Raw genomic sequence first — 21,727 nt, forward strand, 5'->3', positions numbered from 1 at the left:
CGGTGCGGCCGATCTACCTCGACAACAACGCAACCACACGCACGGATCCGTCGGTCGTCGCGGCCATGCTGCCATTTTTTTCCGAGCAGTTCGGCAATGCCTCCTCAGCGCATGCGGTCGGCAGGAAAGTCGCGGAAAGCATAAGGGCGGCTCGCAGGAGCGTGCAGACGCTGATCGGTGCCGCCTTTGATCACGAGGTCGTCTTTACCTCAGGCGGTACCGAATCGGACAATACCGCGATCCTCTCGGCGCTCGCTATACAGGAACAACGCGACGAGATCGTCACCACGGCTGTAGAACACCCCGCCGTGCTCTCGCTCGTAGACGAGCTCGCCCGCCGCGGCAACAAATGCCATCTAATTCCTGTCGATTGCGCCGGACGACTGGACATTGATGCCTATGGCCGCGCCTTGTCTCAGCGTACCGCGGTTGCTTCCGTCATGTGGGCCAATAATGAGACCGGCACGATCTTTCCAGTCAAAATCCTCGCCAAGATGGCGCGCGCTGCCGGCGCGCTCTTCCACACTGATGCCGTGCAGGCTGTGGGTCGAATTCCAATCGACGTGAAGACGACCGCGGTCGACATGCTGTCGCTTTCTGGTCACAAGCTGCATGGTCCAAAAGGCATTGGCGCGCTCTATGTGCGCAAAGACACTAAATTTAGGCGGCTGATCTACGGCGGACCGCAGGAGCGTCGCCGACGTCCTGGCACCGAGAATGTGCCCGGCATCATTGGGCTGGGTAGGGCTGCGGAGCTCGTTGCGGTGGAGCTCGGACGGGAGCGGATGGAAATTGCCGCGCTGCGCGATCGGTTTGAGCAAGGCGTCCTTGATCTCGGCAATTGCGTGGTGCTCGGGGACGAAGAGAACCGCCTGCCAAACACATCAAACATTGCCTTTGAACATATGGAAGGTGAAGCAATCACTCACCATTTGAATCGCGCTGGCGTTGCCGCGTCCCTGGGATCAGCGTGCAGGTCTGGCTCTATGGAGCCATCGCATGTGCTACGCGCGATGAACGTGCCGTCGGCCCGGCTGCGCGGCGCGATCCGCTTCTCACTCTCTCGCGAGACCACCAGCGACGAGATCGATCATGTCCTGGTTGCGCTCCGGAAGATCATTACGAAACTGAGAGAGGCATCTCCCGGATGGCTGGAGCGTACAAGAGCGACCTCACGATACAATGAGTCTATTCTATGAAAATTATTATTCGTCGTTCCCCTGAAAGTGGTCTTTCGATTTACGTCCCCAAGAAGGATCTTGAAGAGCCGATTGTTGAATCCGAATACGAGACGCTGTGGGGCGGCTGGATCAGAATTGCCAACGGCTGGGTGCTCGATCTGCCGCAGATGAGGAGCGACACAACGTTGCCGATTACGGTCAACGCAAAGAAGCGCGGCGGGGACCGAGAGGAAGCATGAACGTTCCCGATCCATGCATCGCGTTCGTTCATCTGCGGGCTGCCGAAGCCATGCTCCGCAAGGTTAGTGAGGGGCTTCGTCATGGCAATGTTGTTCCCTATCTGGGGCCCGGCTTAGCGAAGTTGTCGAATCCGAGTGTGCCGATGAATCCGGAGGACCTAGCGGTATTCTTCGCGGCCAAGGTGGCCTTGCCAAGGCGCGCGCGAGGGAACGCCTGGGCGTCTGCGCAGTACATCGAAAGCACGAGGCACCGTACGACATTGACAGCGATGATGGCGGACGCCTTTAGCAGGCCGGTCGAACCAACGCAGTTGCACCAATATCTTGCAATGCTGCCGCTGCCGCTCATCGTGGATAGTTGGTACGATGGCGCGATGAGAAATGCCCTGACTGGGTATAGCAATTGGGGCGAGATCCAGGGAATCAGCCGCGCCGGTCTCGGTGAGCGCCGCTGGTATCGGTTCTATGATGCCCCAGGTACCGAAGTCGATCGCTCTTCGGCAAGGAATTGGAAAACCATCCTCTACAAGCCGCACGGCAGCGTCGCCCCGGCCAAGAATTTTCTGGTCTCCGACGCCGATTATGTTGAGGTGCTAACCGAAATCGACATACAGACGCCGATTCCGGAAGAGGTGATGGCTCGCCGTACCGATCGCAGCTTCCTATTTCTTGGCTGCCGTTTCAATGACCAGCTTCTACGGACCTATGCGCGGCAGCTGTCGAAGCGCTCATCCGATGTACACTACGCGGTGGTCGAGCCAGGCACGCTCTCCAAGAATGAACGCCGTTTCTTGCTTGAGCAGGGCGTGACGCCAATCGCAATTCCGCTCACCCAGGCCGTGGAGATCCTCTCGGCCAGTTAGCGGACGCATCGCGCAATCATTCTTTTCGGCAGTTCGCAAGGAATCGTCGTCACTGCATGGCCGCCACCTGGCGAGGCATCACTCCAGGAAAAATAGAGACGAATGAGGCGATGGGTCTGTCAACATCTCTGCTCACGCCGTCGCCACAAAGCATGTCGGCTTTCCGACATGCCTCGGCAACCCTCTATCCGTGCGTTTTCTAACTCTTTGAACACGACGATAAAAATCGCCTGCCGGTGCCATGGCACGCCGGTTGCTAAGACCCGGATACACCATGCGTTTCAGGCCGAAGGGAGAACTGGGCATATGGATGCTCCAACGCTACAGGAAGCATCGAGCAGCGATCATGAGATCGGCGAGATCAGGCAAGTGATTGCCGGGCAAAAGGGCTGCGGCACGAGAAGCCGCAGCGGCACGGCTGGTTGCGGTTCGCGAGCGGGCCGTGGCGATCTGCCGGCCGAGACATGGGAGAAAGTAAAAAACCACCCGTGCTACAGTGAACAAGCGCATCATTACTACGCGCGCATGCATGTCGGGGTCGCACCGGCCTGCAATATCCAGTGCAATTACTGCAACCGCAAATATGATTGTGCCAATGAATCGCGTCCCGGTGTGGTGAGCGAGAGGCTGACGCCCGAGCAGGCCGCTAGAAAAGTGATGGCGGTTGCTTCTACCATTCCGCAGATGACCGTGGTCGGCATCGCCGGTCCTGGCGACCCGCTCGCCAACTCCGAAAAGACCTTCAAGACGATCGAGCTCGTCCATGAAGTAGCACCCGATCTCAAGCTGTGTCTGTCGACGAACGGTCTGGCGTTACCCGATCACATCGACGCCATCACAAAATTAAATGTCGAGCACGTCACGATTACGATTAATATGGTCGAGCCCGAGATCGGCGCAAAGATCTATCCCTGGATCTTCTACAAGCACAAACGCTACACCGGCATCCAAGCCGCAAGAATTCTCAGCGATCGCCAGCTCCAGGGGGTTGAGATGCTCGCAGAACGCGGCATCCTCTGCAAAATCAACTCGGTCATGATCCCCGGGATAAACGATCGGCACCTCATCGAGGTCAACAAGGCCGTGAAATCCCGCGGTGCTTTCCTGCACAACATCGTGCCGTTGATTTCCTCGCCCGAACACGGAACCGTGTTCGGCCTGAATGGCCAGCGTGGCCCGACCACACGGGAACTGAAGGCGCTGCAGGATAGCTGCGAGGGGCAGATGCAGATGATGCGCCATTGCCGTCAGTGCCGGGCCGACGCGGTCGGCCTCCTCGGGGAAGACCGCGGGGCGGAGTTCACCACCGAGAAAATCATGCAGATGGATGTCAAATACGATCTCGAGAGTCGCAGGGGCTATCAGGCCAAAATCGAACAGGAGCGCTCCGCCACCGTCGCCGAGCGCGCAGACCTTACGAAACGCACAGATGACAATAGCGACATTAAGGTTCTAGTGGCAGTCGCGACCAAGGATTCAGGTCTGATCAACGAGCACTTTGGTCATGCCAAGGAATTCCAAATCTATGAGCTCTCCACAGGCGGCGCCAAATTCGTTGGCCATCGCCGCGTCGATGTGTACTGCCAGGGTGGCTATGCCGAGGAAGGAAGCCTCGAGACCATCATCCGCAGCATCAACGATTGCCACGCGGTATTCATCGCCAAGATTGGCGGCTGCCCCAGGGCCGAATTGACCAGGGCCGGCGTTGAGCCGGTCGATGAATACGCTTATGAGCCAATCGATAAGTCGACGAGCGCTTGGTTCGAAGCCTATCTCAACAGGGTGAGCAGCGGCGCGATCATACATGTAGAACACGGCGATCCTGCGATCTGCCGAAGCACGCTAATCTCCGCGGCGTGAGATAGGAGAAACAATGCCATTCAAGATTATTGCCTCTCAGTGCACGGGCTGCTCGGCGTGCGCGCCAGAATGTCCGAACGTCGCGATCACAGAGAAGGGCGGAACGTTCGTGATTGATCCAAAAAAGTGTACTGAATGCATCGGCCATTTCGATGAACCGCAATGCGTGGCGGTCTGCCCAGTTGACAACACTTGTGTCATCGAGACGACGCTTGCACGCTACCAGGTGCCCGCATGAACAGGAGACAGCATATGAAGCGCAGGCTTATAGAAGCTGTACGACGAATGGTCCGCATGATTCTCTACTCCGATGGGCTCGCCGGCTGCGACTCTTGTCTTGCGATTAGCCCTAGCGGATGCTCCGCGCTTGCCTGTCGAACGCGGGTATCCAAAAGCCGCGCGTCTTTGACGCTGGCACCTAGCCCGATCACGTCAGGCTCTTCATGCGCCGGAAAAGAAACAGCTGCTGCTGCGCGGCGGTGGGACAGTCGACGCCGATAAGCTGAAGCGTACCTGGTCCGCATTATCAGAGCGCCGGAAAGTCTCCAGCGCGAACGATTGATGGAGGAGGCTGCCAGCGATGCCAGATGCTCCGTTCAGCCCACAATCCGAAATCAATGAGGCGCTTCTCACGAGCACCTTACTCGGACATGGGTTGCCCAGCGAAGCTGAGCATCACCTTTGGGAGGCGAGCCTTTTCTATCATCTCGATGACATTGCCGAAAGCCACTTGCGCCAGGCGGAGGCGCTCGCACCAGGGCACGCGGCGGTGCTGATTGGCCTCTTTCGCTTTTATTTCTACAAGGCGCGCCTTCCCGAGGCGCTGCAGGTCGCTCAGCGCTGCATAACCAAGGCGGCCGAGGTGAATAGTCTTTCGACAGACTGGCGCCTTGTGCGAGCGGGTGACGCGGAGTTCGGGCGATATGAAAGCATTCTGCCGCGCTTTTTTCTATTTTCTCTGAAAGGATATGCCTATTTACAAATGCGCCTCGGTGAAACCGAGGAAGGGCGCACAGCTATTCAAAAGCTCTTGGAGCTCGATCCCAGCGATAAGATTGGTGCCAAGGTCCTCCTGCATGTGCTGCAACGCATGGGGCAATACGATGAGTGACGACATCGACGAGGCCCGAAATTGGCAGGACAAACAGGTCGATTGTGCGCGCTGCGCGCATGCCGATCTGAAGGCCTCTGGCCGCTGTCAGCCAAAGCACGCTTGCGTGGACGACCGCTATACTCAACGGGTCGATCGCTTCTTCGACTGGAATCCAGAACTCGCGGACACGTACCTAGCTCACCCGCATTTTGAGGTGCGCGCGACCGCGGCGAAATTCGCCAGTCTCTTTCTTTTGCCTCCATTGCTCGCCGATGACGATGAAACCGTACGTTCAAGCGCTGTCCGCCGCCTGCCTGGACGCTACGCCCTGCAACTACGCAATGATCCTTGTGATGAAGTCAGGATGTGGGTCGCAACTCGGCTCGAAGGCGATGATCTACTGCTGGTCGTTTCGGATAAATATTATTACGTCCGCCTTGTGGTAGCGCGGCGGATCGCGCCATCGCTGCTCGGCGGATTGGTCCACGATGAGGAAGCCGAGGTTCGTCGTGTGGTAGCGCGACGGATCCCGGATGAATGGCTGCTTCGCATGGTCGACGACCGCGACGCGTCGGTGAGGCTGACGATAGCCCAACGACTGTCGCCGCAGTTATTGTCGCTTCTGCGCCACGACCAAGACTGGCGCATCCGGCACGAGGTGGCGAGCCGGATCGCACCCTCCGAACTCATAGGCCTTATCGATGACCCATACAGCCTAGTGCGTGACGTCGCGCGCTCGCGACTTGTCCTCGAGCCAGGACGAGGACCGGGGGCACCGGCATGAGCAGTGGTGTTCCTGATAATGACCTCGTCGAGCTGATCGCTGCACCCGCGTTCGACTTCGGCGAGAAGGTGCGGGCCAATCGCACCATCCGCAATGACGGGACCTATGCTGGCAAGGAGATCGGCGACATCCTGGCCAAGAAGGGCGAGGTCGGCTACGTCGTATCGATAGGCACTTTCCTGCAGCAGTTCTACATCTACGGAGTCGAATTCATCGAATCCGGCAACAGAGTCGGCATGAAGCGTAAGGAACTTGATCGGGTCGTACCACGCGACGGGGCCGAAGACCTGCTCTTGCGCGGGAGCTGAATCACGATGATCGAAGCCAAACCGCCAAAATATCAGCGGGGCCAGCGCGTCAAGGCGATGTTCGATCTGATCAATGACGGGTCCTTTTCCGATGCTCGACCCCAAGGCGTCCTGGTCAGTCTCCGCGACATTGGCAAGATCGTCCGAGTTCTCCGGCGCAGCGAGGCGAACCTGCCGATCTATCTGGTCGAGTTCCGTAATAAATTGGTCGTCGGCTGCCTCGAAAGAGAAATCGGCCTGATCGAGGAAGAGGGCGCATGATCGTCGGCTCAGGCGTAAATCCAAGGCGACCGGCGCACCCTAACGACATCGATCGCAGGCGAATCGAGCGTGCGCTGAAGTCGAGAGACCGCTACCGGTATGTTTCAGCGAGTATCACCTTGGTTGCCGGCGGCTACTTGATCAAAAGCCCATGCTGCTCGCGTAACATCGACACCGAAGGCGGCATCATTGAGGTGGCCCTGCTGCGCCACGACAGCGCAAGCGGTTGGTGGAAGGTGTTCCGAAAGGATCATAAGCAATGCGTCTGGAAGCTGCACTCGACGCACCGGCGCTTGGCAGCGGTTACCGATCTCTTGAACGCCGATCCGGAACGGCTGTTCTGGCAGTAAGGAGACAATCGATGGCTTTGGCGGCAGTTGAAATCGCAAGTATCGAGCAGGAACTCGAGTCATTCGATGATGTGTCTCAAGCCTACGCGGCTTTGCGACAGAGATACCCGCATCTGGCTTGGGTCCGCTGCGACTCCTCCGACCTCACCGAAACACCCTTCTGCAGTATCAGGCAATTCGACCTGCATTTGCTCGATAGCGCTGATCATTGTGTGCGGATCACGGACGACCCGAGACGTGCGACCGGGATTGTTCTGGCCAAGAAGGTGGCCGGGCCGTGACGGACCACGCCTAGCTTACGGCTACGCTATAGAGGCGGACGAAGAGTTGGGTTCAAGGAGACCCGAAGGCTCCGTCGTCATTTACCCAGGCCGAAATCGCGGCAGTCGATCGCGTGTTGCGCTCACAAGCGCTCTCGGATGGTGTGTTCACGGTAAAATGGAAAGCGCAATTCGCCGCCTATCTCGCGCGCAAGCATGCCGTTGCGGTACTGACCGGCACCATCGGCCATCTCGTCGAATGACGGTCGTTGAAGTTGGTTCGGAGCTTGCATGGAGCCGTGCGAGAGCAGGAGTGAACGACCATGGCGATGGAAGGACCGGCGATTGAGACGTTGATCCGCGAAGCGTTTCCGGACGCAGATGTGATTGTGACCAAGCTCGCAGGCACCGGGCGCCATTGTGGGGTACGAATCGTGTCGCAGGCCTTTGCCGGCAAGAGTCGCATCGAACAGCATCAGATGATCTATGAGGCGCTAAAGGGAAAGATAACCGATACGGTCCACCCGCTCGTGCTCGAAACCGCCGTTCCAATGAGCCACTTGCAAGGAAAGACTTAATGGGTGACCTAACTCATCAATGCATTAAACACGTCAGTGCTGGAGGCGACATCAAAAGTGTTTCGAACTGGCCGATTATCCTGCCGCTCTACGTTAACACAGAAACTCTCGGCGGCTGCGAGAGTGATCCCAAGATGTCCAGAGAGGTCAGCCTAACACGTCTGACGATGGTGGATTAGGGTAACAGCAGTATGAGCAGCAACATGAACGAGTGTGAAATCCCCCAGCTCTACCGGCATCACGTTTTTGCCTGCCACACTGAACGCCCACCCGACCATCCACATGGTAGCTGTGGGACGGCGGGCGGTGGACCGTTGTGGGAGCGGCTCGGCAAAGCGATCGAGACGAGAGGCCTCACCGATGTCGGTTTCACTGCAACCAGCTGTCTCGGCTTCTGCAGCTCCGGTCCACTGATGGTCGTCTATCCTAACGGTGTCTGGTATCGTCCGCGTACCCCGGAAGACATTGACGAGATTGTTGACTCGCATCTGACGCATGGCCACCGCGTTGACCGCCTCGTGATCGTGCTCACGCGAAGTTAGCGCCCCGTGTGGTATAAAGACGGACGCCGCTGCGTTGGCGCGGGGAGGAAACCCCTCTCCTCGCACTTCAGCGGCGGCCTGCTGGAACGATGCTGCGCGTCTTTCCGCTGCCCAGAAATGCTGCTTTCATTCGGTCTTACAAGGCGGTGACGTCTCTGTGCGCGTGCAGCCCTGAAGCTCCCGCTTCGGGCTTGCGCCTAGGAGTGACAGTACCGGCTCCCGGTCAAATCCGGCACATTTCAGGTTAATGGCCTCGATCAGTGGACGCCGGATCAGCAGCGGATCCTCAAGCAATAAGGCGATCGCGTCGATTGCATTGATGGCCGCCGGGTCAACGGCACCCGATTTCACCCGCGGCGCGGCGGGATTGAACCATGATCGAACCGGCGAGTCACCAAAGAAAGAGAGCAGAGTTGGCGCGGTCCAGAGCTCGGTCATCAAGTTCTTTGCAATGACCTGATGGCCCGCCGACTCCAGCGCGCGAATCTGGCGCGCGTTCGTGCCGCAACCGGGCTTCTCCCAAAACAGAACAGGAGCCATGTCCAAAATCCCTATTCCATTGCGCTGAGCTGGATCAGTGGCGTCGTTGTCGATCCGTTTTTCGGATGCGTCGAGCGTTTGGGTTGATCACCGCAGCTGTTGTTCCCGTCGGTGCGATCATCTCGTCGGATTTGTCTAGGCGATCAAAATGCAGACAGCTTCGAGGTTCCCGGCGAATTGACCGATTGGGTCCAACTCGCCGCTTTTCAGTAAGGAGAGCCGAGCAGGCGTATGGGGCGAGCGAGTTGATGGTTCTGAACTTGTCATGAGCTCCCTATTGCAATGCCGTGCGTGATCTCGTGCTCAGCGATCGCGAGACGCACCGCTGGTCAACTGCTCTGGTTGCCCCGAGACGCGATCTGTATGTCGAGGTTGTCCTCATATCGCCGCTTGGCAAGGGCCAGCAATTTCTGTTCCGCGCGGTTGACGGTTGGATCCGCAGCAGAATTCCACTTTCGCGACCGGCTTTGTCCTGCTTCTAACAGGACCGCTATTAACGGGGCCGTTATCGGTCGGGGCGCCTGGCAGCCGTGAACTTCAACAGTTCTTTGAGCGTGATCAAGCACCTAACGCACGCGCCGCGAATGGCACGCCAGTTGCTAATTGGATGCTGCAGCAGCGCTGGGCATGCCGGCGCCTCTGCCGAGACCTTGCGAGCAAAGGCCGGCATCGAAATTGAAAGCCTAACGCGCCGGAGTTGTTCGTGGTTGTAGAACATAGGCCAATCGATTTGATGTCAGCTCCGTTAGGCGGCCTCCCTGCGGGTACACGGCAGGCCGGAATTGAACTCTACAATCTTTTAACTGGCTGCGATCCGGCGGATGCCGACGTAAGAGACGACCGAGATTTTGACCGGCATGTACTCGCCTCCGTCCTTTGTGCCGCTGTGATGGATGGCGGGCCGCTCCCCGAGCGAGCGGGCCTGACCGCGGAGGATCTCAATGAATTGCTGGCGCAGTGTTTCTCATCGGCGCCCGTTCCCACCGTCGTTGCAATGGAGAATGCCGGTTCGACCAGCGACGAGGAGATCATGGTGCGTGATCTTCTGCTTGCACAGCGATCGACGGAAGGCGACATCAGCCGCTGGTTGGCGGCCATGATCGCACGGCGAGCGATGGAGCCGAATCATTTGTGGGAAGATCTCGGATTGCGCGAGCGGCCCGAGTTGTCGCGCCTGTTGGCCCGCCATTTTGCTCCCTTGGCAGCGCAAAATACCAAGAACATGCGCTGGAAGCGTTTCTTCTATCGCAGATTGTGTGAGGACGATGGTTTGGTCATGTGCACGACGCCTGTATGTACGCAATGCAATGATTTCAATCACTGTTTCGGTGAGGAGGGCGGCGAGAGCCGGATGGCCGCGCCGCCGCGACTAGCTGCGCGGAGATGAAGGCATGTCGGTGCCGCCAGCAATTCACAAGGCTGAGTGAAGATTATGGACGGGCGCTCCGCCAACAAACTCGCAGGAGCCCCGGAGGCTGCGCAGCCTGAACTTGCGCGATCGCATTGCACCGAAAATTCAGCGAAACCGTGTATGCACCGACTGCGTGCGGCGGGCATGCGGCAGACGCGCCGGCGCGTACTGCTGGCTCAGTTACTCTTCGCAAGGGGCAAGCGCCACGTCACAACCGAAATGCTCTTCAACGAGGCGATCGAAGCCCACATCGAAGTCGCGATTGCGACCGTATACAACACGCTAAGCCAGTTCACGGAAGCTGGCTTATTACGCCGAATCATGCCCAACCGCTCAAAATCATTCTTTGACACCGACACCAGCATACATCCGCATTTCTATCTCATCGGCGAAGGCACCTTGATCGATATCCCCGAAAAGCTTCTGTTCGCGCGGATGCCGACGGCCTTACCGGGCTATGAGATTTCCCGGCTCGACATCGTCGTCCACATCCGCCGTAGGCGCCCCGACATCTGATGCGTCAGGTCTCCTACATTGTTGTATTTGCGACCAACCGGTTGCTGCCCATAAGTACTTCAATTTCAGGAGCCTGCGTCATCCATTTCGCTGGCACAGCCGTTGCTCACGATTGAGCGGGGAGACGGGATCCGCGCATGGCCTTTGGAACGACTGTGTCTGGCTGGTTGCAGACAAGACAGATAGTCCTAAATGACACCACGTTGCGCGACGGTGAGCAGGCCCCCGGCGTGGCCTTCACAACAGCGGAAAAGGTATCCATTGCACGTGTGCTCGCAAAGGCTGGGATCACCGAGATCGAGGCCGGCACGCCAGCGATGGGCCATGAAGAAGTCAGCGCAATCCGCGCAATTGTCGAAGCCGGCCTGGCAGCGACAATCATCGGCTGGTGTAGGCTGAAAACGTCAGATGTCGACGCGGCAATCGATTCTGGCGTCTCTATGGTGAATGTCTCCGTCCCATCCTCTGACCTGCAACTAGCTGCCAAGCTCGGTACCGGTCGGGTCGCCGCGCTCGAGGAATTGAAGCGGGTCGCGGGCTACGCTCGCGACAGGGGGCTCGATGTCGCAGTCGGAGGCGAAGACTCATCGCGTGCGGATATCGACTTCCTAGTCGAGCTAATTGCCGCGGCGAAAAGTGCCGGCGCCCGGCGCTTTCGTGTCGCCGATACGCTCAGCGTACTCGATCCAGATGCAAGCTTTGCGCTGGTATCGGAGTTATGTGCAACCACCGATCTTGAGATCGAATTCCACGGCCACGACGATCTGGGCCTCGCAACCGCTAACACGCTCGCCGCAATCAAGGCCGGCGCAACTCACGCGTCAGTCACCGTGATCGGCCTCGGTGAACGTGCTGGCAATGCGCCGCTGGAAGAGGTCGCTGTCGCGCTCAAACAGCTGTATGGATGCGATACGGGCGTCGCGCTGTCGGAGCTCGAGACTGTTGCGGCCCTCGTCGCGGGTGCCGCCGCCCGCGCCATTCCGCTCAACAAGGCGATCGTCGGCGAGCATGTCTTTACCCACGAGTCCGGCATTCATGTCGATGGTCTGCGGAAGGATCAGCGGAGCTATCAGGCACTCGATCCACGACTGCTCGGTCGCTCAAACCGCTTTGTGATAGGTAAACACTCCGGGCTGTCTGCTATCACGGCGTTGCTGTCCGAACTGCAGCTTTCGGTCACCGAGGAGGAAAGCAGGGCGATACTTGCGCGCGTCCGGAAGCATGCCCTTGAGCACAAGGGCGGGGTTGCGCGCGAGACTGTGATGACGATCTGGCGGGAGGTCCGCGAGCGCTCGCTGCTTAACGGAACGTAAGGCCGGCATGTCACGAATCGCGTCATCTCGGTCCTTGAATAGGTGGTTAAGTCAGCACGCCAGGATGTTGACGTCTTGATGACCCGCGTGCTGGCCATACCCAGCACTGCACAACGCTAGAGACGCGGAGGGAAACGATGGCTAGCGGAATCCTTTTTCAATTGAGCAAGGCCGCTGCGGCCGAAGAGTTTTTTGAACTGCTGGGTGTCAAGTACGATCCTAAAATCGTGAATGTGGCGCGGCTCCATATTCTGCGGCGCATGGGGCAGTATCTCGCAGGCGAAGACTTGACTGCAGCAAACGATGCGGAAGTCGCGGAACGGTGTAAGGCCGTGCTGGAACGGGCCTACGCCGACTTCGTGACTTCCTCTCCAATCGATCAACGCGTTTTCAAAGTTCTCAAGGAAGCTGTCGCACCACAGCCGAAAGGACCCTTCGTGCAACTGAAAGGTTGAAGTGACAGCACTTTACGTCACCTCACCTCGCTTCCATTCGCTGCTCGTCCTGGGAGGCACAGGGTGCGGGAGCCCGGATTTGCTTGAAAGCTCTTGAGGTTGCGAACGTTCGGTTTGCGACATCATGCTAACACTCCTGGTCGTGGCGATGTTCGCCTGCGACGAGCACCAGAACGGCTCCAGTGCCTCTGTTCGGTTTCCGACGCGTCGTCCGCCTATCTTTGTCAGGCCTCGGGCCTCTGACGGAAGAAGGGCACGCCGCGGATCTTGTAAGTCTCTATATTAACACCGAATTCGATTGTGTGCCCAGTTGGTACGACACTTGCTGTCTCTATTCGCAGCGAAGCCTTGGAGAAGCGCATGCACATCGTAGTCTGCACTAAGCAAGTCCCTGTTTCCGCGCAGATGCGAGTGCACCCTGTGAAGAAGACGATCATACCACAGACTGAGAGGGCCAACCTCGACGACCGGTTTGCACTCCTGGAATGCGGCCTCCGCCGCTCGGCGTCTATGCCGAGCGCCTATTTGGGCCTGGGTCACGCAGTGAGATATTTCTAATCGAAGTTCGGCGAGCAACCCGGCCGCGGCGCTTAAAGGGGTGATCCTCGCGGGGCCAGACGAACTCGAAAGCCGATTTCGCGGCGTTGGCGCGTGGCTCGTATAGCAAGGAAAACCAATACCATGAGCACCACCTCTAAAAGCCGCGCTCCGGCCGCTGCTTCTGGACGCGCCGCAACCAAGAAGGAGTTGCCTGAGCGCTTTAAGGCCTACAAGCACGTCTGGGTCTTTATCGAACAGGAACGTGGAATTGTGCACCCCGTGTCGTGGGAACTCATGGGGGCCGGCCGTAGGCTTGCCGATAAGCTCAAGGTGGATCTCGCGGCAGTGATCATCGGACCAGAAAGCGAGGCGACACAGCAGGCGGCTGCCGAGTCTTTCTGCTACGGCGCTGACCTCGTTTACATGGTTCCAGACGCTCTTTTAGCCGACTATCGCAACGAGTCCTACACGAAGGCTTTGACTGACCTCGTCAACGGCTACAAGCCGGAGATCCTGCTCTTGGGCGCCACTACGCTCGGCCGGGATCTCGCAGGCTCCGTCGCAACCACGCTGCTCACGGGACTTACTGCCGATTGCACAGAGCTCGACGTCGACGCCGACGGATCGCTCGCCGCGACGCGACCGACCTTCGGCGGCTCTTTACTCTGCACGATCTATACGCTGAACTTCCGCCCGCAGATGGCAACCGTCCGGCCACGTGTGATGCCGATGCCAAAGCGCATCACGCGCCCTGTCGGTCGTGTTATCACGCACTCACTCGGTCTCGTCGAACACGACATCATTACAAAAGTTCTCGATTTCCTGCCCGACCGCAACTCAGCAAAATCCAACCTCGCTTATGCAGACGCCGTCGTCGCCGGCGGCCTTGGGCTCGGATCACCCGAGAATTTTCAGCTGGTACACCAACTGGCGAACGCGCTCGGTGCCGAATACGGCAGTTCGCGGCCGCTGGTGCAGAAGGGCTGGGTCGCCTCCGATCGTCAGATCGGCCAGACGGGCAAGACGATCCGACCAAAACTCTATATCGCCGCCGGCATTTCGGGAGCAATCCAGCACCGAGTCGGCGTCGAGGGGGCCGATCTTATCGTCGCTATCAACACCGATAAGAACGCGCCAATCTTCGACTTCGCTCATATAGGCATCGTTACCGACGCCATTCATTTCTTGCCGCCCCTCATCGCTGCGTTCCGCGAGCGGCTGTCGCCGCATTCCCGCGATCGGATAGCAGGTTAAAGGAGTACGACCATGATCGAGGAAAAATTCGATGCCATCGTCGTTGGCGCGGGCATGGCCGGCAATGCGGCCGCGCTCACCATGGCCGAGGGTGGCATGAAGGTGCTGCAGCTCGAACGCGGTGAGTATTCGGGCTCGAAGAATGTGCAGGGAGCGATCCTCTACGCTGACATGCTCGAAAAGCTGGTCCCCGATTTCCGTGAGGACGCTCCGCTTGAGCGACACTTGGTCGAGCAGCGCTTCTGGATGATGGATGATCGTTCGCACACCGGCTTGCATTACCGGTCCGAGGATTTTAACGAGGAGAAGCCGAACCGTTACACCATCATCCGAGCCCAATTCGACAAATGGTTTTCGCACAAGGTTCGCGAGGCCGGCGCCACGGTATTATGCGAAACGACGGTCACCGACCTTGCGCGAGACGCCTCCGGCAAGGTCATCGGCGTGAAGACCGATCGCCGCGATGGGGAGATCCACGGCGACGTCGTCGTACTGGCGGAGGGCGTGAACGGCATGCTCGGTACGCGAGCTGGCCTGCGTGAGCGGCCGAAGCCCGAGAAGGTTGCGCTCGCAGTCAAGGAAATGCACTTCCTGCCGCGCGAGACTATTGAGGCGCGTTTCAATCTTAGGGGTGACGAAGGCGTCGTGATCGAGGCCGTGGGTACCATTTCTCGCGGGATGACCGGCATGGGCTTTATCTATGCCAACAAGGAATGCATCTCGCTGGGCATCGGCTGCCTGGTCGCCGATTTCCAGCGGACCGGCGAGGCGCCTTATGACTTGCTTGATCGTTTCAAGCGTCATCCTTCGGTCGCCCCACTGATAGAAAGCTCCGAGGTGAAGGAATACTCCGCCCATCTCATTCCAGAGGGAGGGTTCAAGGCGATACCGCAACTCTACGGCAAGGGCTGGGTAGTGGTCGGCGACGCCGCTCAGCTAAACAACACAATTCATCGCGAAGGATCAAACCTCGCGATGACCTCGGGCCGGATTGCAGCGGAAGCGATTCTTAAGATCAAGTCGCGGAATCAACCGATGATCCCGCAGAACCTCGCGCTGTACAAGAAGATGCTCGATGAATCCTTCGTGATAAAGGATCTAAGGAAGTACAAGGATATGCCGGCGCTGATGCACACCCGCTCGCAAAACTTCTTCCTGACCTATCCGCAGCTCGTATCCAAGGCTATGCAGAACTTTCTGCGCGTCGATGGCACGCCTAAGATCGACAAGGAGAAGCTCACACTCAAGTCGTTTACAAACGCGCGCTCGCGGAGCGGCCTGTTTGGCGACGCCTTTCGCCTCGTGCGCGCATGGCGGTGAATGGAAGAACGCGACGTCAAAGACGGAGACTGAACTATGTCGATCGAGCTATCCACGCGCGTCGAGGACAAGCTATTCAATAATCGCTATCTCGTCGATACGGGCCGCCCCCATATCAAGGTGCGTCCCCATGCCAAGCCATCGCCGCAGCTTTTATCAATGCTCAAGGCCTGCCCAGCGCGTTGCTATGAGCTCAACGAACATGGCCAGGTTGAGGCAACCGTCGATGGCTGCATCGAATGCGGTACTTGCCGAATAATTTGCGAGGAGGGCGGCGACATTGAATGGAGCTATCCTCGAGGCGGTTACGGCGTGCTGTTCAAATTCGGCTAAGACAAAAATGAACGGTTGAGGAGATTCGAGATTCTGCAGTTATCAAGTTCCGATCGAGGGCCCCAGGGGGCCGTGAAACTGTCCGAGGATGACGAGCTTTCGGGCGAAAGCAGGCTCTCGGCGTGCGATCAGAGCAGACCTATTTCGAGCATCGCGGAGGATTTCGATGAGGGCCGAACATCTCCCCTCCTACGTTTTAAAGGGTGGAGAAGAGGGGCGGGCACGTCTTGCAGTACTCGCCCGCGTGCTGGCCGAGCCGACACGCTTGCTGCTCGATCAATCGGAACCGCTCGAGGGGCGCATGGCCATCGATGCAGGGTGCGGCGGTGGCGATGTCACGTTCGATCTGGCAAAGAGGGTTGGTAATGCCGGTCGAGTCATCGGTCTGGATTTCGACGAAGACAAGATCCTCCTGGCGCGGGCAGAGGCCAAGCGACGCGGTGTCCCAAATGTGGAATTCCGCTGCGCAAACATCACGCATCATTGGCCGGAGAGCGGGGTATCCCTGGTGAGCGTGCGGTTCGTTCTTACCCATCTCGCCAATCCTGCCGATGCGCTCAAACGAGCATACGAGGCACTTAGCCCGGGGGGCATGGTCGTGGTGCAGGAGATCGATTGCGAAGGCGAGTTCTGCGATCCGGCGTCGGCTGCATTTCGTCGCAAAGGCGAGCTCTTCATTGAAGCCGTGCGTCGGCGCGGCGGAGATCCGTTGATTGGCCGCAGCCTTGTCGGCCTCCTCGAAGCGGCAGGCTTCTCTGACGTTCATTCTTCAGTGGTTCAGCCGTACGGGCGCAACGGTGACATGAAACGCGTTCCATTGCTGACTTTCGCAGCTCTTCGCGACGCGCTGATGCAGCTCGGACTTACCAGCATCGAGGAGATCGGGACCATTACGTCTGAGCTCGAAGCCTTCCTTGATCGACCTGACACGACTGTCGGGCTACCGCGTATCTTCCAAGCGTGGGGACGGAGGCGGTGAAAGTGCAGCCTGTCGCTTGGTATTTCAAACGAGGCTTCACGATGGTTTGAGAACGCATGATGATGGTTCGTCAGTGCATGACGTTGGGAGTGCTGCTGGACCGTCCGTTGCCGGGCGCACTGCCAGCAATCCGCAGCAAAGGAGGCACTACGAAAGGCTCGTCAGCGTCCGCTCACCAGCGCGTTGCACAAATTCAAGTACGCAAAGACGAAAGCGTGAAAAGGATGATGAGCGAAGAATTTGCTGCCCTGCGCACTCACCGTAACCGGATCCATCGATATCGCCGTTTGCTAAAGGCCCAGCCAAATGGGCCCGAGCGTCTATATCTCGAGCGACGGTTTGGCGATGAGCGTAGTGCTTTCGACGCCTTGGTGGCCTGTAGCTTTCCGCTAGTGCTCGAAACTCAACATCTCGCTGACCGACAGACATCTGTTTCAGCAGCGGCGCAGGGCGCTATCCTTTGACCAAAGGCGCCAGGACCGCTGCCGCCTCAATGCCGTTCTCTTCTGCGGCGACGACTATCAGTTGTGCATCCAAACGTTGTGAGTTTTTGTTCGTTTTGCAACGGGGGTGCCCGTCACCAGCTAGCTTACAAGCCTATATAGTTCTGAGTAAGGCGCCTATGGCGCCTCACTCGCGTCTAGTGAAATCAGAGATGCTGCCAGAGACGGTCAAACGCTGTATGCGAAGTACGAGTCGTCGTTGTAGTCGAACAGATGGGCGTCACGACGCGTAACTTTAACTGAGAAACGGGACGACGTGTCCCGATCAAAGCCGCTGTACGCCCCGGAGCCGTTCGGCATGAGCTTAAAATGCGATCTCTCACCATGGTGGTAGACGTTCGCTAGCTCGCCACTGACGTAACAATGGCTGATGTAGTCATATCCGCTTACTCTGCCGTCCCGTACGGAGACGCTGATCCTGTTGTAGGCGTTGGTCTCGTGGTCGTAAACCCTAATGACAAGGCGCCCGAGATTGTGAGCCAAAGCGACAGCGGCTGCGGCTGCCCGAATACAGTGTTTCACGTTGCCTCCGTGCTGATTGATCGAAGAAACTGAGGCGAGCGGCGGCCTGATACCGGCCCGGAGATGCGCGAATCCAACTAGACGGGCGTTGGCGGTTTGTGCCTCAAGAAGCAAGCAGTATGCCGAGCTGCATCTCAACCGGCGGCAAGCGCCACCGCTCTCGAAGAGCCTCGTCTCTGAGCCATTCTGTGTCGAAATAGTCGGCACGACAGTGATAAGTACCTGACGTAAGTCGTCGGTCGTCACCGCGCGAACGTGAGGAGGATAATCCCTTCCGAAAAGGGTTGAATTGGACGTTGCGTCAAGTTGTACATGGGATGCGAGAAACGCGTATCAGAAGACCTAACCAAGATGACACGAACCTTCCTTGCTACTATACTATGTTCCGCATTCGGCTTGATTGGGATGGGCGGAGTTACGCTCGCTGGCACAATCGGACGCTACGATTGCACCATAGTCGCTTCAACTCGATATCCAGTCGGTGATCGCAATGAACACGACGTTGTCAGCTTTCAATATACATGCACCGGCGTTGATGGGGTATTCAAAGAAGCCGTAGTGACAGCAATCGCTGTCGTCGAACTTGAAAACGAGGAGGGAAACCTTTTGGCTTCCTTCGGTCTTCACCGCTCGCCCCATGGTTTTGCAGCCGAGCAGCTCTTGGATGGCGTGGGGAACATTGTCCTAGAAGACGACAACGCAGTTGGAGTCGAGGCATACGGTAAGACGTCGTTTAAATTCGCATCGGGTACCTTGGAGTGTCTCACAGACAAGACGGTCAACTTCAAAGCAAAGCCAGCCGGTTTTGGTCAATTCAAGCTTGAGTTTACAGACTGAGTCGTTCGTCAACTGAAGCCATCAGTGCTGGGTGGAAACGGCGCTCCAGGTGGCAAAACGCTCCTGACCTTGTCCTCTTGATCAACTTGACCTGTCGCCGCAAAGCTTTGCGGCGCAGAAGCGGCACACGACAAATGCGTCCCTCTTAGGAAGAGAGCCGCAGCGGTTTAGTGGTGTGGTGCGACACCTATGGTCCTGGTATTGATCTGTGAGTTATGCATACGCCGGAGGCGATGCCTATCTACCGTCGTTGCGAGACCCGCTAATTGAGTAGTCCCGAGCAAGCTATCGACCGGGGGCGTTCTGTGCGCGGCATATGGGAGGCGAATGTAAGGCCAGCTCCGCTGCAAAGCGCCGATATTGCACGCGTCTTTTAGACATCAAAATGGCCATGACCGTGTGTGGGCCATCGACGATCGCATTCCCCCAGTTCGTCGAGTGCAGCTCGAAACGCACGAGCCGTGCCTTCTAGGAACGTGACGCCCCTTGGCGCGGCCGATCAGTCTCAGTTCGTCAACAGGAAAGCTTCCGCGGCCTGGGGGCTTGTCTCGGTGTGCGGTGTAATCGTTACTCGCTCCTGCGCCTCGAACAAGCTGAGATCGAAGCAAGAGATTGCAGGGCGGAATCTTCGGCAATTAGCTGACCGAGCTCTCTGGGGCGCACAATCCGCGATGCGTGATTAATCATCCGATGAAGCGCAGCTATGCCAGGACTTGATAAGCCGGTTCGAGACCACGTGGCTGGGTAATAATCGTACAGACCGTTCCGCTCGGTGTCGTGCGTCTGATGTCCGACCATAGGTGCCGATGTCAAGCAGTGACCAAGTTGTCGCGAGAACTGACATTTGTCGGAAAGGCCACACGCGTGCCTGCGTCCCACTGGCCCAAATCCTGCACCGCACAAAAAAGCGACGCCCAAGGCTTACGGAGCGGAGGCCCATTTGAAATTCGATGTAGTAAAGCGACGCTGCGGATGTGTCTCCACTGCTGGTGAAACATGGCGGCAATTTGCCCAAAAGCCTGGAGGGTGCAAAGAGCATCGTCCCGACAACTTCAGCAGAAGCCTCGATGATCTCGTTCGAGGACAATCGGCGGGCAATCTGGCTCGCGTAAGGTCTCGTTTGCGAGAAGGCCGTCAATCCGACATTGATTCCTTGCTGGCGAGCGCACCGACTTGGCGGTCGCCGACCATGCCGCTCGCGGTGATGCGAGTGTTGCTTGCTCGGGAGGCCTCGATGGGCGATCAAATGGATTTGGCATTATTCAAACTGCACCCCGAGCGGGAAGCTGTCCTTGGCGAAGTGCATACGCGACCGTTTACCGGTCTAGTGTCGTCCTTCGGCATGGTGCGTTTTGTATTCCTTGCGAAGGGCGACGATGCGGCAAACGATCGCCGTCGGTTTATAGACTTCTGTCGGCAGCACAAGGTAACCCCGCCCGGTCCATCCGCGAAGCATCATCAGATCGGGCTCGGGCCGGTGGTGCTACGCTGGGAGCAGCATTCGGAATTTGCAACCTTCACTTGGATCTGGAGCACCACGAACAGTCCAGCCGCTCGTCAATTCGGCGACGTCCATAACTCCGCGCAATCACTCATCCGTGCACTACCGCAGACTGGAGAATTGCTCCCCGCGATCAAGTTAGAGGCAGAGCGGGGCACTTGTCCGGCCGAGCGGGCCGAGGAGATCTTTGATGAAAGCAGCCTGGCGATGGTCAACGTCAAAGGCGGGGCGGGCGTTGTGGCCTCCGACTTTCGCGCTGACGATAAGGGTTTCACGAGAATTCTGGTCCACGATCGCGGATTGACGCCACACGATCTCGGTGCGCTGGTGCAGCGTTTGTTAGAAATCGAGACCTACCGATCCCTGACGCTGCTTGGTCTATCGACCGCGTTGGAGCTTGCGCCATCGGTCGATCGAATAGATCGCCGTCTCGTCGAGGTGCTCGAGGAGATGCAGGGCGCACAAGGGCTAAAGGTCAGCAACCATCTCCTTGAAGAACTGACAGAGCTGGCAGTCTCTTTTGAAAGAGACGTGGCCGGAAGTTTGTTCCGTTTCGGTGCCAGCAGAGCATACAATGAGCTAGTGCAATCGCGATTGTCGATCGTTGAAGGCGACGGCATCGCAGATTATCCGACTTGGTCGTCCTTCCTGGCGCGCCGCATGGCGCCTGCGATACGAACTTGTGCAACGATGGAGGAGCGTCAAGCGAATCTATCGGATAAGCTGGCACGCGCTGCGGATCTATTGCGAACACGTGTAGACGTTGAAATCGAGCAACAGAATCGCGACCTGTTGCGCTCGATCAACGAACGAACGAGGCAACAGCTTCGCCTGCAGTCCACAGTCGAGGGATTGTCAGTCGGGGCCATCGGATATTATGTGGTCAGCCTATTTGCCTATCTTGCCAAAGGCGCGCAGGATGTCGGACTGCACGTAGAGCCTGCGTCCGTAACGGCGGCTTTCGTCCCGATCGCCGTCGGCGTGATCTGGCTGATCAGTTACAATATTCGCAAACGGCACCTTAAGCCAGACGAGGCGTCGTCCAGGGCTGGCGAGTAGGGTTTCTTGAGACAACATCGATCGCGAAGTCCCGCAGCGCGGGCGCAGTCGGCAAGCGCATATATCAACGACACGCCGAGGGCGATACCAGTTCGCATCGCCAAGGCCAGATTGTTGTCGAAAAACCGTCACAGCTTTCGGGCGCCTGAGGTCCTGCTCCACACGTACGCTCAACCGCCCAATTTGAGACCAAGGGACGTGAAGCGAAGCCGCTATTGATACGGAAGAGTCCGACGTTCCTGCGCCAAGATATCCTTGCATCGTTTGCAATGTCTGCACCGCGTAGAACCAATGCTCGGAGTCGGCCAATTGCCAATTGCTGTGC

General features: G+C 58.0%; 26 protein-coding genes and 1 pseudogene. 26 read left to right on the forward strand and 1 reads right to left on the reverse strand.

All coding sequences use genetic code 11. The features are described from left to right. The first annotated feature begins 2 nt into the window (after positions 1-2). The 14 genes from nifS (at position 3) to ACR9YP_RS11510 (ending at position 8,319) form a co-directional block, all read left to right on the forward strand. The gene (gene nifS, locus ACR9YP_RS11445; protein ID WP_474219792.1) at positions 3-1,199 is read left to right on the forward strand and encodes a cysteine desulfurase NifS; all 1,197 of its coding nucleotides are present in this window, start codon (positions 3-5) and stop codon (positions 1,197-1,199) included. Then, positions 1,196-1,420 (forward strand): putative nitrogen fixation protein NifT, encoded by a 225-nt coding sequence (gene nifT / locus ACR9YP_RS11450; protein WP_438102018.1) that lies wholly within the window; start codon positions 1,196-1,198, stop codon positions 1,418-1,420. The genes nifS and nifT overlap by 4 nt, the downstream gene beginning before the upstream one ends. Then, positions 1,417-2,283 (forward strand): SIR2 family NAD-dependent protein deacylase, encoded by an 867-nt coding sequence (locus ACR9YP_RS11455; RefSeq protein WP_474219793.1) that lies wholly within the window; start codon positions 1,417-1,419, stop codon positions 2,281-2,283. Before nifT ends, ACR9YP_RS11455 begins: the two co-directional genes overlap by 4 nt. Before the next feature lie 306 nt (positions 2,284-2,589). Further along, the gene (nifB, locus tag ACR9YP_RS11460) at positions 2,590-4,143 is read left to right on the forward strand and encodes a nitrogenase cofactor biosynthesis protein NifB (protein ID WP_474219794.1); all 1,554 of its coding nucleotides are present in this window, start codon (positions 2,590-2,592) and stop codon (positions 4,141-4,143) included. A 13-nt stretch (positions 4,144-4,156) separates the two neighbouring features. Next, positions 4,157-4,381, forward strand: coding sequence for a 4Fe-4S binding protein (locus tag ACR9YP_RS11465; protein ID WP_474219795.1), 225 nt, complete (start codon positions 4,157-4,159; stop codon positions 4,379-4,381). Positions 4,382-4,723: 342 nt separating this feature from the next. Then, positions 4,724-5,254 carry a hypothetical protein gene (locus ACR9YP_RS11470; protein WP_474219796.1) on the forward strand — a complete coding sequence of 177 codons (531 nt, stop codon included), beginning with the start codon at positions 4,724-4,726 and terminating at the stop codon, positions 5,252-5,254. Then, positions 5,247-6,020 carry a 4Fe4S-binding leucine-rich repeat protein gene (locus ACR9YP_RS11475; protein WP_474219797.1) on the forward strand — a complete coding sequence of 258 codons (774 nt, stop codon included), beginning with the start codon at positions 5,247-5,249 and terminating at the stop codon, positions 6,018-6,020. Before ACR9YP_RS11470 ends, ACR9YP_RS11475 begins: the two co-directional genes overlap by 8 nt. Continuing rightward, positions 6,017-6,328 (forward strand): nitrogen fixation protein NifZ, encoded by a 312-nt coding sequence (locus ACR9YP_RS11480; RefSeq protein ID WP_474219798.1) that lies wholly within the window; start codon positions 6,017-6,019, stop codon positions 6,326-6,328. The genes ACR9YP_RS11475 and ACR9YP_RS11480 overlap by 4 nt, the downstream gene beginning before the upstream one ends. Before the next feature lie 6 nt (positions 6,329-6,334). Further along, entirely contained in the window at positions 6,335-6,589 is a 255-nt protein-coding gene (locus ACR9YP_RS11485; protein WP_438102008.1) for a nitrogen fixation protein NifZ, read from the forward strand. Further along, positions 6,586-6,939: a DUF3024 domain-containing protein gene (locus tag ACR9YP_RS11490; RefSeq protein ID WP_438102006.1), complete on the forward strand. Its 354-nt coding sequence runs from the start codon at positions 6,586-6,588 to the stop codon at positions 6,937-6,939. The genes ACR9YP_RS11485 and ACR9YP_RS11490 overlap by 4 nt, the downstream gene beginning before the upstream one ends. 11 nt (positions 6,940-6,950) lie before the next feature. Next, positions 6,951-7,220, forward strand: coding sequence for a DUF6129 family protein (locus ACR9YP_RS11495; protein WP_474219799.1), 270 nt, complete (start codon positions 6,951-6,953; stop codon positions 7,218-7,220). Positions 7,221-7,315: 95 nt separating this feature from the next. After that, positions 7,316-7,462 (forward strand): DegT/DnrJ/EryC1/StrS family aminotransferase, encoded by a 147-nt coding sequence (locus ACR9YP_RS11500; RefSeq protein WP_438110318.1) that lies wholly within the window; start codon positions 7,316-7,318, stop codon positions 7,460-7,462. A gap of 60 nt (positions 7,463-7,522) precedes the next feature. After that, entirely contained in the window at positions 7,523-7,777 is a 255-nt protein-coding gene (locus ACR9YP_RS11505) for a BolA/IbaG family iron-sulfur metabolism protein (protein ID WP_438102003.1), read from the forward strand. Between the two features lie 191 nt (positions 7,778-7,968). After that, entirely contained in the window at positions 7,969-8,319 is a 351-nt protein-coding gene (locus tag ACR9YP_RS11510) for a (2Fe-2S) ferredoxin domain-containing protein (RefSeq protein WP_474219800.1), read from the forward strand. Between the two features lie 126 nt (positions 8,320-8,445). Here the strand turns inward: ACR9YP_RS11510 and ACR9YP_RS11515 are convergent, their stop codons facing one another. Beyond that, on the reverse strand, positions 8,446-8,859 hold the full coding sequence (locus tag ACR9YP_RS11515) for a thioredoxin domain-containing protein (protein ID WP_474219801.1): 414 nt from the start codon (positions 8,857-8,859) through the stop codon (positions 8,446-8,448). A 733-nt stretch (positions 8,860-9,592) separates the two neighbouring features. On the opposite strand from ACR9YP_RS11515, the gene ACR9YP_RS11520 reads away from it, so the two are divergent. The 12 genes and pseudogenes from ACR9YP_RS11520 (at position 9,593) to ACR9YP_RS11575 (ending at position 21,402) form a co-directional block, all read left to right on the forward strand. Continuing rightward, positions 9,593-10,246, forward strand: coding sequence for a nitrogen fixation protein NifQ (locus ACR9YP_RS11520; protein WP_438110314.1), 654 nt, complete (start codon positions 9,593-9,595; stop codon positions 10,244-10,246). 45 nt (positions 10,247-10,291) lie between these two features. Beyond that, positions 10,292-10,786: an iron response transcriptional regulator IrrA gene (gene irrA, locus ACR9YP_RS11525; protein ID WP_474221043.1), complete on the forward strand. Its 495-nt coding sequence runs from the start codon at positions 10,292-10,294 to the stop codon at positions 10,784-10,786. Positions 10,787-10,923: 137 nt separating this feature from the next. Continuing rightward, complete coding sequence (gene nifV, locus ACR9YP_RS11530) at positions 10,924-12,099, forward strand: homocitrate synthase (RefSeq protein WP_474219802.1); 1,176 nt, start codon at positions 10,924-10,926, stop codon at positions 12,097-12,099. Between the two features lie 137 nt (positions 12,100-12,236). Then, positions 12,237-12,554 (forward strand): nitrogenase stabilizing/protective protein NifW, encoded by a 318-nt coding sequence (gene nifW, locus ACR9YP_RS11535; protein WP_474219803.1) that lies wholly within the window; start codon positions 12,237-12,239, stop codon positions 12,552-12,554. Positions 12,555-12,914: 360 nt separating this feature from the next. Then, positions 12,915-13,040 (forward strand): annotated as a pseudogene (locus ACR9YP_RS11540) (nitrogen fixation protein FixA); the annotation flags it as partial. 195 nt (positions 13,041-13,235) lie between these two features. Beyond that, positions 13,236-14,348, forward strand: coding sequence for an electron transfer flavoprotein subunit alpha/FixB family protein (locus ACR9YP_RS11545; RefSeq protein ID WP_474219804.1), 1,113 nt, complete (start codon positions 13,236-13,238; stop codon positions 14,346-14,348). A 12-nt stretch (positions 14,349-14,360) separates the two neighbouring features. Then, positions 14,361-15,668: an FAD-dependent oxidoreductase gene (locus ACR9YP_RS11550; RefSeq protein WP_474219805.1), complete on the forward strand. Its 1,308-nt coding sequence runs from the start codon at positions 14,361-14,363 to the stop codon at positions 15,666-15,668. A 36-nt stretch (positions 15,669-15,704) separates the two neighbouring features. Further along, a complete protein-coding gene (locus tag ACR9YP_RS11555; protein ID WP_438101990.1) occupies positions 15,705-16,001 on the forward strand; it encodes a ferredoxin family protein in 297 nt (98 codons plus the stop codon). Positions 16,002-16,167: 166 nt separating this feature from the next. Next, positions 16,168-16,980, forward strand: a complete 813-nt coding sequence (locus ACR9YP_RS11560; protein ID WP_474219806.1) for a class I SAM-dependent methyltransferase — start codon at positions 16,168-16,170, stop codon at positions 16,978-16,980. A gap of 56 nt (positions 16,981-17,036) precedes the next feature. After that, positions 17,037-17,444 (forward strand): hypothetical protein, encoded by a 408-nt coding sequence (locus tag ACR9YP_RS11565; RefSeq protein ID WP_474219807.1) that lies wholly within the window; start codon positions 17,037-17,039, stop codon positions 17,442-17,444. Between the two features lie 912 nt (positions 17,445-18,356). Beyond that, positions 18,357-18,842, forward strand: a complete 486-nt coding sequence (locus tag ACR9YP_RS11570) for a hypothetical protein (RefSeq protein ID WP_474219808.1) — start codon at positions 18,357-18,359, stop codon at positions 18,840-18,842. 1,234 nt (positions 18,843-20,076) lie between these two features. Further along, positions 20,077-21,402: a DUF3422 family protein gene (locus ACR9YP_RS11575; RefSeq protein WP_474221044.1), complete on the forward strand. Its 1,326-nt coding sequence runs from the start codon at positions 20,077-20,079 to the stop codon at positions 21,400-21,402. The last annotated feature ends 325 nt before the right edge of the window (positions 21,403-21,727 follow it).

This window comes from Bradyrhizobium sp. BR14999 (assembly GCF_056106085.1).

What these genes read in the sequence shown, in the direction of transcription:
- nifT (WP_438102018.1), top strand. Translation starts at nt 1,196, where the DNA reads ATGAAAATTATTATTCGTCGTTCCCCTGAAAGTGGTCTTTCGATTTAC.
- ACR9YP_RS11575 (WP_474221044.1), top strand. Translation starts at nt 20,077, where the DNA reads ATGGGCGATCAAATGGATTTGGCATTATTCAAACTGCACCCCGAGCGG.
- nifB (WP_474219794.1), top strand. Translation starts at nt 2,590, where the DNA reads ATGGATGCTCCAACGCTACAGGAAGCATCGAGCAGCGATCATGAGATC.
- ACR9YP_RS11560 (WP_474219806.1), top strand. Translation starts at nt 16,168, where the DNA reads ATGAGGGCCGAACATCTCCCCTCCTACGTTTTAAAGGGTGGAGAAGAG.
- nifW (WP_474219803.1), top strand. Translation starts at nt 12,237, where the DNA reads ATGGCTAGCGGAATCCTTTTTCAATTGAGCAAGGCCGCTGCGGCCGAA.
- ACR9YP_RS11485 (WP_438102008.1), top strand. Translation starts at nt 6,335, where the DNA reads ATGATCGAAGCCAAACCGCCAAAATATCAGCGGGGCCAGCGCGTCAAG.
- ACR9YP_RS11475 (WP_474219797.1), top strand. Translation starts at nt 5,247, where the DNA reads ATGAGTGACGACATCGACGAGGCCCGAAATTGGCAGGACAAACAGGTC.
- nifV (WP_474219802.1), top strand. Translation starts at nt 10,924, where the DNA reads ATGGCCTTTGGAACGACTGTGTCTGGCTGGTTGCAGACAAGACAGATA.
- ACR9YP_RS11570 (WP_474219808.1), top strand. Translation starts at nt 18,357, where the DNA reads ATGACACGAACCTTCCTTGCTACTATACTATGTTCCGCATTCGGCTTG.
- ACR9YP_RS11565 (WP_474219807.1), top strand. Translation starts at nt 17,037, where the DNA reads ATGATGATGGTTCGTCAGTGCATGACGTTGGGAGTGCTGCTGGACCGT.
- ACR9YP_RS11510 (WP_474219800.1), top strand. Translation starts at nt 7,969, where the DNA reads ATGAGCAGCAACATGAACGAGTGTGAAATCCCCCAGCTCTACCGGCAT.
- ACR9YP_RS11470 (WP_474219796.1), top strand. Translation starts at nt 4,724, where the DNA reads ATGCCAGATGCTCCGTTCAGCCCACAATCCGAAATCAATGAGGCGCTT.
- irrA (WP_474221043.1), top strand. Translation starts at nt 10,292, where the DNA reads ATGGACGGGCGCTCCGCCAACAAACTCGCAGGAGCCCCGGAGGCTGCG.
- ACR9YP_RS11555 (WP_438101990.1), top strand. Translation starts at nt 15,705, where the DNA reads ATGTCGATCGAGCTATCCACGCGCGTCGAGGACAAGCTATTCAATAAT.
- ACR9YP_RS11550 (WP_474219805.1), top strand. Translation starts at nt 14,361, where the DNA reads ATGATCGAGGAAAAATTCGATGCCATCGTCGTTGGCGCGGGCATGGCC.
- ACR9YP_RS11465 (WP_474219795.1), top strand. Translation starts at nt 4,157, where the DNA reads ATGCCATTCAAGATTATTGCCTCTCAGTGCACGGGCTGCTCGGCGTGC.
- ACR9YP_RS11515 (WP_474219801.1), bottom strand. Translation starts at nt 8,859, where the DNA reads ATGGCTCCTGTTCTGTTTTGGGAGAAGCCCGGTTGCGGCACGAACGCG.
- ACR9YP_RS11490 (WP_438102006.1), top strand. Translation starts at nt 6,586, where the DNA reads ATGATCGTCGGCTCAGGCGTAAATCCAAGGCGACCGGCGCACCCTAAC.
- ACR9YP_RS11505 (WP_438102003.1), top strand. Translation starts at nt 7,523, where the DNA reads ATGGCGATGGAAGGACCGGCGATTGAGACGTTGATCCGCGAAGCGTTT.
- ACR9YP_RS11495 (WP_474219799.1), top strand. Translation starts at nt 6,951, where the DNA reads ATGGCTTTGGCGGCAGTTGAAATCGCAAGTATCGAGCAGGAACTCGAG.
- ACR9YP_RS11455 (WP_474219793.1), top strand. Translation starts at nt 1,417, where the DNA reads ATGAACGTTCCCGATCCATGCATCGCGTTCGTTCATCTGCGGGCTGCC.
- ACR9YP_RS11545 (WP_474219804.1), top strand. Translation starts at nt 13,236, where the DNA reads ATGAGCACCACCTCTAAAAGCCGCGCTCCGGCCGCTGCTTCTGGACGC.
- ACR9YP_RS11520 (WP_438110314.1), top strand. Translation starts at nt 9,593, where the DNA reads ATGTCAGCTCCGTTAGGCGGCCTCCCTGCGGGTACACGGCAGGCCGGA.
- ACR9YP_RS11480 (WP_474219798.1), top strand. Translation starts at nt 6,017, where the DNA reads ATGAGCAGTGGTGTTCCTGATAATGACCTCGTCGAGCTGATCGCTGCA.